The organism is Kitasatospora sp. NPDC004799 (assembly GCF_040609095.1).
In the GTDB taxonomy this organism is placed as follows: Bacteria; Actinomycetota; Actinomycetes; order Streptomycetales; family Streptomycetaceae; genus Kitasatospora.
This window is the reverse complement of record NZ_JBEXJK010000240.1, coordinates 1-12,898: the sequence shown is the minus strand read 5'-3', so window position 1 is coordinate 12,898 and position 12,898 is coordinate 1. Positions and strand designations below refer to the sequence as shown.

Sequence of the window (12,898 nt, the reverse complement as noted above, 5' to 3'; positions counted from 1 at the left end):
CGGACGGCAGTGAGACGGCCGTTCCGGTGGGTCCGAAGGAGGCGCTCGCGGACGTGGTCTGGGACCTGGTCGCAAAGCGGCTGGACGACGCCGGCGCCGCGGTGGAGGCTGGGGTCGGGGCCGGCCGGCCGCACCAGATCCGGATCACCCACTTCGCCGAGGCCGCCGCCCGGGCGGGCAGCACCGCCGCCGAGCGCGGCGAGCGCGAGGACCGGGCCCGCGCGGTGCTCTCGGTGGTCTCCGGCGGGGGCCTGGCCGAGCTCTGCGAGCAGGCCGGCGCCGTCGTCCTGCACGCCGACCCGGACCGCCCGCCGGCCAGCGCCGAACTCGCCGCCGCGGTGCGCCGCTCGGCCGCCCGCGAGGTCGTCCTGCTGCTCAACGACCCCGAGCTGCGGGCCGCCGCCGGGGCCGCCGCCGACCAGCTGCGCGAGGAGGGCGTGCGGATCGCCGTCCTGCCCACCCGCTCGCCGGTGCAGGGGCTGGCGGCGCTCGCGGTGCACGAGGGCGGCCGCCGCTTCGACGAGGACGTGGTCGCCATGACCTCCGCCGCCGGGGCCACCCGGTACGCCGAACTGGCCGTCGCCGAGGGGGAGTCCTGGACGATGGCCGGGGTCTGCCAGGCCGGGGACGTACTGGGGCTGATCGACGGAGACGTCGCGGTGATCGGCGCCGGGCTGGCCGAGGTCGGCGAGAGCGTGCTGGACCGGATGCTCGGGGCGGGCGGCGAACTCGTCACCCTGATCCTCGGCGAGGGCGCCGACGCGGGGCTGGCCGAACGGCTGGTCGCCCACGTCCGGCACCGGCGGCCCGAGGTGGACGCGGTGGTCTTCCACGGCGGGCAGGAACCGGCGCCGCTGCTCATCGGGGTGGAGTAGGGGCCCTTTTGTCGGCCCGGTGGTGTAAACAGGGCGCTGATGGGCGCTCTCGATGAACCACTGACCAAGCTCGTCGGCGACCGCACCGCGAAGGTGCTCGCCGACAGCCTCAAGCTGCGCACGGTCGGGGACCTGCTGCACCACTACCCGCGCCGCTATGTCGAGCGCGGCCAGCTCACCAGCCTGGACGAGCTGGAGGTCGACGAGCACGTCACCGTGCTGGCCCGGATCGAGAAGGTCACCCTGATCCCGTTCCGCGGCCGCAAGGGCGACCGGCTGGAGGTCGTCGTGACCGACGGCCGCAGCCGGCTCTCACTGGTCTTCTTCAACCAGGGCTGGCGGCAGAAGGAGCTCAAGGCCGGCGCCCAGGGCCTGTTCGCGGGCAAGGTCGGGGTCTTCAACCGGACCCGCCAGCTGGTCTCGCCGGACTACCAGCTGCTCGACGAGGACGCCGGCTCCGACGCGGCCAAGCAGTTCGCCGGTCGGCTCATCCCGGTGTACGGCGCCAGCGCGCAGATGCCCAGCTGGAAGATCTCGCTCTGCGTCGAGATGGCGCTGGAGTCGCTGGAGAAGACCGGCTGGGCGGGCGTCGGCGAGCCGCTGCCCGCCGAGCTGCGCGAGCGGCACGACCTGATCCCGCTGCCCGAGGCGCTGGAGCTGATCCACCGCCCGCGCGGCCACGCCGACCGCGAGCGCGCCCAGAGCCGGCTGCGCTGGGACGAGGCCTTCGTGCTCCAGGTCGCCCTCGCCCGGCGCCGGGCCGCCGACTCCGCCCTGCCCGCCAAGCCGCGCGAGGCCCGCGAGGGCGGCCTGCTGGACGCCTTCGACGCCCGGCTGCCGTTCACCCTCACCGAGGGCCAGCGGAAGGTCTCCGCCGAGATCGCCGCCGACCTCGCCACCGAGCACCCGATGCACCGCCTCCTCCAGGGCGAGGTCGGCTCCGGGAAAGCTCAGCCGCTCGATGCGCTGGTGCTGACACCGGGCGGCTTCAAGGCCATGGGTGACATTCGCGTCGGGGATCTGGTGGTGACGCCGTCGGGTGATCTCGCACCCGTTGAGGGAGTATTTCCTCAGGGTGAGCGCGATGTCTGGCGGCTCGTCCTGTCGGACGGCAGCTCCGTCGAATGCGATGACGAGCATCTCTGGATCGTCGCAACCAGCTGCGCCTGGCATCGCGGTGACGAGCCCAAGATCCTGACGACGCGGGAGATCCGTAACGACACCTGGAAACGCAACGGAACGTCCAAGTGGTACCTGCCGCAGGCGGCGCCTGTCGATCTCGGGGAGACGGGCGAGCAGCCGCTCGATCCCTACCTGATGGGCGTGCTTCTGGGGGACGGGACGTTCCGCCACCAGCTGGGATTCTCGACGGCCGATGCCGAGATCCTGGATGCGGTCAAGGCGGCCGTTCCGCCGGACTGCGTGGTCACCCGGAAGCTCAGCAGGCCCTTCGACTACCTGATCAGGCTGCCTGGCCCACGTGGCGGGACACGGCGGAACCCGGTGATCCAGGCACTTCGGGAGCTTGGCCTCTGGGACCTGACCTCCCATGGAAAGTTCGTGCCCGAGGTCTACAAGAATGCCTCGATCAAGCAGCGACTTTCGCTACTGCAGGGGCTGATGGACACAGACGGCACCGTTGGGCGCAACGGCTACGACGTCTCGTTCTGCAGTGGCTCACGCCGCCTGGCGGATGACCTGGCCTGGCTGGTGCGGTCCCTCGGCGGGCGAGCGCGGGTGCTTCCGAAGAAGGCCGCGTTCGTGGTGTCGGTCGGGCTGCCTGACGAGTTCCCGCCGTTTCGCCTCTCTCGGAAGGCCGAACGGGTCGCGGACCGGCCCACGTACAACACCTTCCGGCGCGGCATTCGGCAGGTCGAATACGTCGGCCGCAAGCCGGTGCAGTGCATCCGGGTCGGGCACCCCGATTCCGCCTACGTCACCGACAACTTCACCGTGACGCACAACACGCTCGTCGCGCTGCGCGCCATGCTCGCCGTGGTGGACGCGGGCGGCCAGGCGGTGCTGCTGGCGCCCACCGAGGTGCTCGCCCAGCAGCACCACCGCTCGATCGTCGAGATGATGGGGGACCTCGCCGAGGGCGGCATGATCGGCGGCTCCGACCTCGGCACCCGGGTGGTGCTGCTGACCGGCTCGATGGGCGTCGCCGCCCGCCGCCAGGCGCTGCTCGACATGGCCTGCGGGGACGCCGGGATCGCCATCGGCACCCACGCGCTGATCGAGGACAAGGTGCAGTTCCAGGACCTCGGCCTGGTCGTGGTGGACGAGCAGCACCGCTTCGGCGTCGAGCAGCGGGACGCGCTGCGCGCCAAGGGCGAGCAGCCGCCGCACCTGCTGGTGATGACGGCCACCCCGATCCCGCGCACCGTCGCGATGACGGTCTTCGGGGACCTGGAGACCTCCGTCCTGGACCAGCTGCCGGCCGGCCGCTCGCCGATCTCCACCCACGTCGTCCCGGCGCTGGAGAAGCCCAACTTCCTCACCAGGGCCTGGGAGCGGGTCCGCGAGGAGGTCGCCAAGGGCCACCAGGCGTACGTGGTCTGCCCGCGGATCGGGGACGAGGAGCCCGCCGCGGGCCCGGGGAAGAAGCGCCGGAAGGCCGCCGGGGAGGACTTCGAGGAGGTCGCCGACGCGGGCGCCGGGAGCGACGAACGGCGGCCCCCGCTCTCGGTGGTGGAGACGGCCGAGAAGCTGGTGAAGGGCCCGCTGAGCGGCCTGCGGGTGGAGATCCTGCACGGCCGGCTCGCGCCGGAGGCCAAGGACGAGGTGATGCGCCGGTTCTCGGCCGGCGAGGTGGACGTGCTGGTCGCCACCACCGTGATCGAGGTCGGCGTCAACGTGCCCAACTCCACCGCGATGGTCATCATGGACGCCGACCGCTTCGGCGTCTCCCAGCTCCACCAGCTGCGCGGCCGGGTCGGCCGCGGCAGCGCGGCGGGCCTGTGCCTGCTGGTCAGCGACATGCCCGGGGGCAGCGCCGCGCGGGCCCGGCTGGACGCGGTGGCGGGCACCCTGGACGGCTTCGAGCTGTCCCGGATCGACCTCGAACAGCGCCGCGAGGGCGACGTGCTGGGCCAGGCCCAGTCCGGGGTTAAGTCCTCGCTCAAGGTGCTCTCGGTGCTGGAGGACGAGGAGGTCATCCTCACCGCCCGCACCGAGGCCACCCGGCTGGTCGCCGGGGACCCGGACCTCGCCGCCCACCCGGACCTGCGCACCGCCCTGGAGAGCCTGCTCGACGAGGACCGCGCGGCCTACATGGAGAAGGGCTGAGCAGTCCCGGACAGGTCGGATTGTCAGACCCCCGGGAGAGAATGAAGGTGTTCAGGGCGCACCTCCAAGGTGCGTACCTGGCACGACACTTGGGGGTCAAGCCATGGCATTCCGTCATCTCAACGAGCTCCCGCTGGGCGACAAGGTCTTCCGGATCGAACTCGCCAGCGACGACGACCGCGAGGTCACCCTCACCCTGACCGGCTGGCGCGAGGGGGCGGCCGCCGCGCCGCTCGCCTCGGGCAAGCTCCGCCTGCCGGTCGAGGACGTCGCCTCGCTGCGGATCGCGCTCAACCGCGCGCTGCGGGCGCTGGCGATCGTCGCCGACGTCTCCGAGCCCATCCCCGACCGCGACGTGCTGCGCGAGCTGTACCCCGGCCACGGCGCCCCCTGGGTGCCGCAGCACGAGGAGGAGCTGGTCCGGCGCTTCCACGACAGCGAGACCATCGCCCGGATCGCCGCCCGCTTCGGCCGCACGCCCGACTCCGTCCGGACCAAGCTGCGCGAGCTCGGGCACGACCCGCGCCGCCCCGAGTTCTGCCCGCCCGACGGCTGCCTGTCCTGGTCCCGCTACGCCTCGCCGGCCCTGCTCGGCGCGGGCGTCCCGGCCCCGTCCTCGGCCTCCGAAGCCAGCTGAGGTGACCGCGGCCCCTGCCGGGCGAACCGGCAGGGGCCACCGCCGTCACCCGCCGGCTCGGGATAGCGTGGTCGGGCAGCGACGAAAGGACCTCCCACCACCATGACCCGCGTGATCGCCGGGGCGGCCGGCGGCCGCCGGCTGGCCGTACCGCCCGGCCGGGGCACCCGCCCGACCTCCGACAAGGCCCGTGAGGCGATGTTCTCCACCCTGGAGGCGCTGCGCGGCACCGTGCACGGGGCCCGGATGCTGGACCTGTTCGGCGGATCGGGGGCCGTCGGGCTGGAGGCGCTGTCGCGCGGCGCCGAGCACGTCCTGCTGGTCGAGGCGGACGGCCAGGCGGCCCGGGTGATCCGGGAGAACGTCCGGACGATCGGCCTGCCGGGGGCCGAGGTGCGGGCCGCCAAGGCGGAGAAGGTGATCGCCGGCCCGCCCCCGCAGAGCCCGTACGACCTGGTCTTCCTCGACCCGCCGTACGTGGTGACGGACGAGGAGGTCCGGGAGATGCTGATCACACTCCTGGCCGGGGGCTGGCTCGCGGAGGACGCACTCGTCACCGTGGAGCGCAGCACCCGCGGCGGTGGGTTCGACTGGCCCGAGGGTTTCGAGGAGCTGCGCTCCCGCCGCTACGGCGAGGGCACGCTCTGGTACGGTCGCGCCGCCGCGGCCGGAGAGCAGGAGTAGCGGGCCGCGGCCCGCAGCAGCCGTCACCCCACGAGGGAGCACAAACGCCATGCGCCGAGCCGTCTGTCCCGGTTCGTTCGACCCGATCACCAACGGTCACCTCGACATCATCGAGCGGGCCTCGAAGCTGTACGACGTGGTGCATGTCGCGGTCCTGATCAACCGGAACAAGCAGGGCATGTTCACCATCGAGGAGCGGATCGGCCTGATCGAGGAGGTCACCGCCGAGTTCGGCAACGTGGTGGTCGAGTCGCACCTCGGCCTGCTGGTGGACTTCTGCCGGGAGCGCGACATCCCCGCGATCATCAAGGGCCTGCGCGCGGTCAGCGACTTCGACTACGAGCTCCAGATGGCCCAGATGAACCACGGCCTGACCGGGGTGGAGACGCTGTTCGTGCCGACCTCGCCGACGTACAGCTTCCTCTCCTCGACGCTGGTCAAGGAGGTCGCCTCGTACGGTGGCGACGTCTCGCACCTGCTGCCGGAGACGGTGCACCACCGGCTGGTCGAGCGGATCGCGGAGCGCAAGGCCCAGCAGTAGTCCGCAGTCCGTCCTTTTCTGCCGGTTCGTCACGTCATGTCCGTTTGCCGGGGGACCGGTTCGGCTCAGGCGTTGTGACCCCGCGGGGCACTGGCCGTACAGTCTGTATTCCTGCCCCGCGGTGAGGTCCACCGCGTCGGGCCTGCCTCCGCCGGACCGTCGGCGGCACACGGAAAGACGAAGCCCCGTGGACGTGCAGAACAAGGTCGACGAGATCGTGGCGGCGGTCGAGAACGCCCGCTCGATGCCGATGTCGGCCTCCTGCGTGGTGAACCGGGCCGAGCTGATCGGCCTGCTGAACGACCTCAGGTCGGCGCTGCCCGCCGAACTCGCCCAGGCCCAGTCGGTGATGGCCGACCACGAGCAGGTGGTGGCGGGTGCCCAGGCCGAGGCCGAGCGGATCATCCAGGGCGCGCACGCCGAGCGCGGCTCGCTGATCTCGGACACCGAGGTGGTCCGCCAGGCCCAGGCCCAGGCCGACCGGATCCTCGCCGAGGCGCGGGCCGAGGTCGAGGCCAAGCGGGCCGAGGCCGACGACTACGTGGACAGCAAGCTCGCCAACTTCGAGGTCGTGCTGACCAAGACGCTCGGCGCGGTCGGCCGCGGCCGCACCAAGCTGCGCGGCGACTCCGGCGTCTTCGAGGCGGAGGCCGACGGCGAGAGCGACGGCGAGGAGTTCCGCCCGCAGCGGATCAGCCCGAGCCCCGAGGTCGACGAGTACGTCGATGTGAAGCTCGCCACCCTGGAGAACGTGCTCGGCGCCACCCTGGAGGCGGTCGGCAAGGGCCGGGACAAGCTGCTCGGCAAGCGGCCGATCGACGAGCTGGGCGCCTACCTGGCCGCCGCCGACCAGGCCCAGCAGGCCAAGGAGCGGGCCGAGGCGGTGGCGGCGGGCTTCGCCCACGACGCCGAGGGCGAGGACATCGCCTGGTACCGCGAGGACGTCCCGCAGCAGCAGACCTGGCCGGAGCAGACCCCGGCCGCGGCCGGCTGGCAGGCCCCCGGCACCGACCAGTACGCGGCCGCCCAGCAGCCGGGCGGGCAGTACGCCGAGGTGTACGGCGGCGGCTACGACCCGGCCGGCCAGGGCGACCCGTACAACACCCAGTGGGGCCAGCAGCAGGGCGGCTACCAGCAGCCGGGGTACCCGGACCAGCAGCAGGGCGCATGGGGGCACCCCCGGCCGGAGGCTGGGGGAGGCTATCCCCAGCAGCAGCCGGGCTACGCCGCGCAGTCGTACGACGGCTACACCTACCCCCAGCCGCCCGCCGCCCCGCCGGCCGTGCCGCACCAGCAGCAGGCCCAGGGGCAGGGCCAGGGCCAGGCCCAGGGGCAGGGTCTGGACGAGACCAGCTTCTTCGACACCAGCATGATCGACATGACCAGGCTGCGGGAGCTCGGCGGACGCTGAGCAGCGGTGCGGGAGTCTCCTGACGGGACCGAAGTTGGGCCTGACGGGAGACTCCGGTAGTCTGACCACTCCGGCCTCTCCATGTCCGGTTGTCGGCTTGCCCGCGCAACGCCGGTCCGGACGGAGACGCCATCGAAGATTCCCCATGGAAGTCAGGACACCGTGAACCGCCTCGACCACCGCGACCCCCTCGTGTTCGACACGCACGAGCTCGGTCGTCGCCCCGGCTCGATGCGCAAGGTGGCCCGCACCGTGGAGGCCCCCGAGGGCTTCGGGATCATCGACGTGATCGGCGTGCCGGAGAAGAGCCCGATCGAGCTGGACATCCGCCTGGAGTCCGTGGTCGAGGGCGTGCTGGTCACCGGCACCGCCGAGACCCACGTCGTGGGCGAGTGCGTCCGGTGCCTGGAGCCCGTCGAGTTCGACGTCGACGTGGACTTCCAGGAGCTGTACTACTACCCGGAGTCCGACGAGCGCCACCGCGCCCGGACCGCCGGGGCCGAGGACCTCGACGAGGACTCGGAAGAAGAGACTTACCGTCTGGAGGGCGACTTCTTCGACCTCCAGCCGGTGCTGCGTGACGCGGTGGTGCTCGCACTGCCGCTGCAGCCGGTGTGCCAGGAAGACTGCCTGGGCCTGTGCTCCGAGTGCGGAGCGCGCCTGAGCGACGACCCGGCGCACCACCACGATGCCGTCGACCCCCGGTGGGCGGCTCTGCAGGGACTCTCCGCCGCCCCCGGCGACGAGGGTGACGGATCTAAGAACAGCGACACCCGTGAGGGTCTCGCCGAGAACCAGGAGAAGTAGCCGTGGCTGTTCCGAAGCGGAAGATGTCGCGCAGCAACACGCGCCACCGCCGTTCCAACTGGAAGGCCGTCGTTCCGGCCCTCGTGGCGTGCGACCGCTGCCACGAGCCGAAGCTCGGCCACATCGCGTGCCCGAGCTGCGGCACGTACAACCGTCGCCAGGTCCTCTCGGTCTGATCGGCGGGGTGTACGGATCGATGTCGGACGGTAACTCCACCCGCAAGGCGTCCGCCGCCCCGAAGGGTTCCTCTTCGGGCGGGGGCAAGGCCGGCGGGCCGGCTTCGACCGAATACGACGTCCTGGAAGGGCGCCTCGGGTACACGCTCGAGCGCGCCCTTCTGGTACGTGCCCTGACCCACCGCTCGTACGCGTACGAGAACGGCGGGCTGCCCACCAACGAGCGCCTGGAGTTCCTCGGCGACTCGGTGCTGGGCCTGGTGGTGACCGACACCCTCTACCGCGTCCACCCGGACGTCCCGGAGGGCACGCTCGCCAAGCTGCGCGCCGCGGTGGTCAACTCCCGCGCGCTCGCGGACGTCGGCCGCGGCCTGGAGCTCGGCGCGTTCATCCGCCTCGGCAAGGGCGAGGAGGGCACCGGCGGCCGCGACAAGTCGTCGATCCTCGCCGACACCGTCGAGGCCGTGATCGGCGCCGTCTACCTGGACCAGGGGCTGGACGCGGCCACCGAGTTCGTCCACCGGCTGTTCGACCCGCTGATCGAGGAGTCCTCTCAGCTGGGCGCCGGCCTGGACTGGAAGACCAGCCTCCAGGAGCTCACCGCCTCGGTGGGCATCGGAGTGCCGGAGTACGTGGTCATGGAGTCCGGCCCGGACCACGAGAAGACCTTCACCGCAGCGGCCCGGGTGGCCGGCGAGGACTTCGGCAGCGGCGTCGGCCGCTCGAAGAAGGAAGCCGAGCAGAAGGCCGCCGAGAGCGCCTGGCGCGCGATCAAGGAGAAGTACGCCGACCGGCTGCCGGCCGGGGCCTGAGCAGCGGCCCGGCACGCCGGGCCGGTCGCGCAGTAGCCTTCGTTCCTGCTGATCCGTACCGAGCAGGAGGCGTGTTCCCGTGCCCGAACTTCCCGAGGTCGAGGTCGTCCGCCGTGGTCTGGCCAGCTGGGTGGCCGGGCGGACCGTCGCCGACGTCCAGGTGCTGCACCCGCGCGCGGTGCGCCGCCAGCCGGCCGGCGCGGCGGACTTCACCGCCCGGCTGACCGGCACCACCCTCGGCACCGCCCAGCGGCGCGGCAAGTACCTCTGGGTGCCGCTGACCGGTGCCGGGAGGCCGGAGGCCGGGGGAGGGTTCTCGCTGATCGGCCACCTCGGGATGAGCGGCCAACTGCTCGTCCAGGACCCGTCCGTCCCCGACGAGACGCACCTGCGGGTGCGGCTGCGCTTCGCCGACGGCGGGCGCGAACTGCGCTTCGTCGACCAGCGGACCTTCGGTGGCCTGGCCGTCGAGGAGGCCGAGGACGGGGACCCGGAGGGCACCCCGGTCTCGATCGCGCACATCGCCCGCGACCCGCTCGACCCGCGCTTCGACGACGCCGCCTTCGCGGCCGCGCTGCGCGCCAAGCGGACCACCGTCAAGCGCGCCCTGCTCGACCAGACGCTGATCAGCGGCGTCGGCAACATCTACGCCGACGAGGCGCTGTGGCGCTCGAAGCTGCACTACGACCGCCCGACCGCCACGCTCACCCGCCCGCAGGCCCTGCTGCTGCTGGCCCACGCCCGGGACGTGATGACCGCGGCGCTCGCCGTCGGCGGCACCAGCTTCGACAGCCTCTACGTCAACGTGAACGGCGAGAGCGGCTACTTCTCCCGGGACCTCGACGCCTACGGCCGCGAGCAGGAGCCCTGCCGCCGCTGCGGCACCCCGATCCGGCGGGCGGCCTGGATGAACCGCTCCAGCTACTTCTGCCCCCGCTGCCAGCGCGTGCCGCGCACCCGCGGCTAGGGCCTGCCCCTCGGGTCTCCGCCGGGGGTTCGGCAGGGACCCGAGGGGCAGGCCCTCGGGGCTGAGGCCCGGGCGCTAGCCGCGGGCGGGTTCGGGCTCCTCCGCGGCCGCCTCCTCGGGGACGCCGTGGGTGTCCTGGCCGAAGTAGGCGACCCCGACCGCGGCGACCACCGCGAGCAGGAAGCCCACCACGCCGAGCCAGCCCAGGCCGGCCTTGGTGGAGTCGCCGAGCCAGAGCACGCCGGCCGCGCCGGGCAGCACCGTCTCGCCGACCACCAGGGCGGCGGTCGCGCCGTTCACCGAGCCGATCTGGAGCGCCACGGTGTGGATGTACATGCCGCCGATGCCGCCGACCAGGACCGCGTAGAGCGCCGGGTCGGTGAGCAGCGCGCCGAGGTCGAACGAATCGATGCCGTTGAGGATGCGCACCCCGACGCCCAGGGCGCCGAAGCCGAGGCCGGAGAGCAGACCGGCGACGATCGCGCCGTTGGCGCCCATCCGCCGCACCAGCAGGCTGCCGCCGACCAGCAGCACGGTGGTGACGATCAGCAGCCACCAGTGGAAGGACATCGCCGCGTGGTGGCCGCCCTCCGGGCCGGCCGACACGGCCAGCAGCACCAGCGCCGAGCAGAGCACGGCGATCGAGGCCCACTCCAGCTGCTTGAGCCGGATGCCCAGCAGCTTGATGCTGAGCACCGCGGTGATCACCAGGTTGGCGCTGATGATCGTCTGGGAGAGGAACAGCGGCAGCAGCCGGGCGGCCAGCGCGCCGAGCCCGAAACCGATCAGGTCGAGCACCGTGCCGAGGATGAACTCCCAGGTGACGGCGGCCTTCGCGGTCGAGGACAGGCTCGGGCCGCCGTGCTCGGTGGTCGAGCTGGTGGCGCCCTTGGCCGCCTCCTCCCGGGCGGAGCGGCGGGATCCGACGGCCTGGAGGACCGAGCCGGTGCCGTAGCAGGCTGATGCCGCCACGGCGGTGACGAGGCCGATGATCACCGAGCGCTCCGATCGGGTGGTGGGGTCAGGACGGGCTGAGTAAAGAATGAGCAATGGGACCGGTGGTCCGGGACCACTATGCCCGTTCGCACGGTACGGTCGGCACGCCTCCCGGAGTGCCCCGGAACCGGGCCGGGCCTGCCGGAACGTACGTCCGGGGGCCTCGGACGGTTCCCGTGCGGGCCCCGGCTCAGGGGTGGCTCAGGGAAACAATCATCCCCGAGGAGGGGGCGGCCCCGGCGGTCGGCGGGGGCCGTTGCCCGCACCGGTATGCGAAGCGTATGGCGTGCTCGGGGCCCGGTCACGGTAGCGTCGGGGACATGAGAACCCTTGCACGACGTTCCCGGGGCGCCGGGCCGCTTGCCCTGGTGGCGGCGCTGCTCGGGCTGCTGCTCCTGCTGGCCCCCGCGGCCTCGGCGGCCGGCGGGCTGAACGACGCCGCGGCCGCCCTGAAGAAGGGCCAGGTCTACGTCGACCCGGCCATGACGAACCGCTTCAGCCAGGCCCAGGCCGACGCCCTGACCAAGAAGATCGAAAAGGCCGACAAGCCGATCTTCGTCGCGGTCCTCGACGCCCCGGCCTACACCAAGGCCACCCTCCGGGACCTCCGCACCCTGGTGGGCATCGACGGCGTCTACGCGGTCTGGCACGGCAGCGAGTTCGACGCCGGCGGCGACGGCGGCGCGATCGGCGCGGGCCAGCCGCAGCGCATCGCCGGTGCGGCCTTCCGGTCGAACGGCGGCGACATCGACGCCACCCTGAACTCCTTCGTCGACCAGGCCGTCCCGAAGACCAAGGGCACCGGGGTCAACCACAGCACCTCGATCGCCTGGGTGGTCATCCCGGTGGTGCTGGTCGCGCTGGCGGGCGCCGGCGTCTTCCTGCTGTTCCGCCGCGCCAAGAAGCGCAAGGAGGAGCAGGCCCGGGCCGAGCTGCGGCAGCTGCGCCGGGTGGTGGACGAGGACATCACCGCCTTCGGCGAGGAGCTGGACCGGCTCGACTTCAACCCGGGCGCGGCGGACGCCGACGACGCCCAGCGCACCGACTACACCCACGCCCTGGACTCGTACGAGAAGTCCAAGCGGCTGATGGACGAGGCGAAGCGGCCCGAGGACGTCAAGCAGGTCACCGAGGCGATCGAGGACGGCCGGTTCGCGCTGGCCACCCTGAGCGCCCGGCGGGACGAGCGCCCGCTGCCCGAGCGCCGTCCGCCGTGCTTCATGGACCCGCGCCACGGCCCGTCCGTCAAGGACGTCGACTGGGCCCCGGCCGGCGGCTCGGCCCGTCCGGTGCCGGTCTGCCAGGCCGACGCGGACCGGGTGGCGGCCGGCCTCGACCCAGCCGTCCGCACCGTCGAGACCGACCACGGCCCGCAGCCGTACTGGAACGCCGGCCCGGCGTACGCCCCGTACGCGGGCGGCTACTACAGCGGCTTCGGCGGTGGCGGCCTGCTGCCCGGCCTGCTGGTCGGCACCATGCTCGGCTCGATGATGAGCACCCCGGCCTACGCGGCCGGGCCGCTGGCGGACGCCGGCTACCAGGACCAGTACGAGGGCGGCGACTTCACCGGCGCCGACTTCAACCCGGCCGACTTCAGCGACAGCGACTTCGGTGGCGGTGGCGACTTCGGCGGCGGGGACTGGTAACCCGCCGAGTCGACTCCCACGTCAGCGGCCCCGCCGGAGCACCGGCGGGGCGGATGAG

At 72.6% G+C, this 12,898-nt stretch carries 11 protein-coding genes and 1 pseudogene; 11 read left to right on the top strand and 1 reads right to left on the bottom strand.

Annotated elements, in window-relative coordinates:
* The 10 genes and pseudogenes from ABZW03_RS26380 to mutM all read left to right on the top strand — a co-directional run.
* Positions 1-875 (top strand): annotated as a pseudogene (locus ABZW03_RS26380) (dihydroxyacetone kinase); the annotation flags it as partial.
* Between the two features lie 39 nt (positions 876-914).
* Positions 915-4,163, top strand: coding sequence for a helicase-related protein (locus tag ABZW03_RS26375; RefSeq protein ID WP_355263103.1), 3,249 nt, complete (start codon positions 915-917; stop codon positions 4,161-4,163).
* A 103-nt stretch (positions 4,164-4,266) separates the two neighbouring features.
* Entirely contained in the window at positions 4,267-4,800 is a 534-nt protein-coding gene (locus tag ABZW03_RS26370) for a hypothetical protein (protein ID WP_355263100.1), read from the top strand.
* A gap of 102 nt (positions 4,801-4,902) precedes the next feature.
* Complete coding sequence (gene rsmD / locus ABZW03_RS26365) at positions 4,903-5,484, top strand: 16S rRNA (guanine(966)-N(2))-methyltransferase RsmD (protein WP_355263097.1); 582 nt, start codon at positions 4,903-4,905, stop codon at positions 5,482-5,484.
* Between the two features lie 49 nt (positions 5,485-5,533).
* Positions 5,534-6,025, top strand: a complete 492-nt coding sequence (coaD, locus tag ABZW03_RS26360) for a pantetheine-phosphate adenylyltransferase (protein WP_355263094.1) — start codon at positions 5,534-5,536, stop codon at positions 6,023-6,025.
* Positions 6,026-6,212: 187 nt separating this feature from the next.
* Positions 6,213-7,436 carry an ATP synthase F0 subunit B gene (locus ABZW03_RS26355; protein WP_355263091.1) on the top strand — a complete coding sequence of 408 codons (1,224 nt, stop codon included), beginning with the start codon at positions 6,213-6,215 and terminating at the stop codon, positions 7,434-7,436.
* Positions 7,437-7,598: 162 nt separating this feature from the next.
* Positions 7,599-8,243, top strand: a complete 645-nt coding sequence (locus ABZW03_RS26350; RefSeq protein WP_355263088.1) for a DUF177 domain-containing protein — start codon at positions 7,599-7,601, stop codon at positions 8,241-8,243.
* 2 nt (positions 8,244-8,245) lie between these two features.
* Entirely contained in the window at positions 8,246-8,419 is a 174-nt protein-coding gene (gene rpmF, locus ABZW03_RS26345; RefSeq protein WP_030056747.1) for a 50S ribosomal protein L32, read from the top strand.
* Positions 8,420-8,439: 20 nt separating this feature from the next.
* A complete protein-coding gene (gene rnc, locus ABZW03_RS26340) occupies positions 8,440-9,231 on the top strand; it encodes a ribonuclease III (protein ID WP_355263085.1) in 792 nt (263 codons plus the stop codon).
* A gap of 79 nt (positions 9,232-9,310) precedes the next feature.
* Positions 9,311-10,198, top strand: a complete 888-nt coding sequence (gene mutM, locus ABZW03_RS26335) for a bifunctional DNA-formamidopyrimidine glycosylase/DNA-(apurinic or apyrimidinic site) lyase (RefSeq protein WP_355263082.1) — start codon at positions 9,311-9,313, stop codon at positions 10,196-10,198.
* A 75-nt stretch (positions 10,199-10,273) separates the two neighbouring features.
* On the opposite strand, the gene ABZW03_RS26330 is transcribed toward mutM, so the two are convergent.
* Positions 10,274-11,194, bottom strand: a complete 921-nt coding sequence (locus ABZW03_RS26330; RefSeq protein ID WP_355263079.1) for a hypothetical protein — start codon at positions 11,192-11,194, stop codon at positions 10,274-10,276.
* Positions 11,195-11,514: 320 nt separating this feature from the next.
* Between ABZW03_RS26330 and ABZW03_RS26325 the strand changes: the two genes are divergently transcribed.
* Positions 11,515-12,840, top strand: a complete 1,326-nt coding sequence (locus tag ABZW03_RS26325; RefSeq protein WP_355263076.1) for a hypothetical protein — start codon at positions 11,515-11,517, stop codon at positions 12,838-12,840.
* The last annotated feature ends 58 nt before the right edge of the window (positions 12,841-12,898 follow it).

Coding starts and splice junctions, on each gene's coding strand:
- ABZW03_RS26370 (WP_355263100.1), top strand. CDS start 4,267: ATGGCATTCCGTCATCTCAACGAGCTCCCGCTGGGCGACAAGGTCTTC.
- ABZW03_RS26325 (WP_355263076.1), top strand. CDS start 11,515: ATGAGAACCCTTGCACGACGTTCCCGGGGCGCCGGGCCGCTTGCCCTG.
- ABZW03_RS26375 (WP_355263103.1), top strand. CDS start 915: ATGGGCGCTCTCGATGAACCACTGACCAAGCTCGTCGGCGACCGCACC.
- rsmD (WP_355263097.1), top strand. CDS start 4,903: ATGACCCGCGTGATCGCCGGGGCGGCCGGCGGCCGCCGGCTGGCCGTA.
- coaD (WP_355263094.1), top strand. CDS start 5,534: ATGCGCCGAGCCGTCTGTCCCGGTTCGTTCGACCCGATCACCAACGGT.
- rnc (WP_355263085.1), top strand. CDS start 8,440: ATGTCGGACGGTAACTCCACCCGCAAGGCGTCCGCCGCCCCGAAGGGT.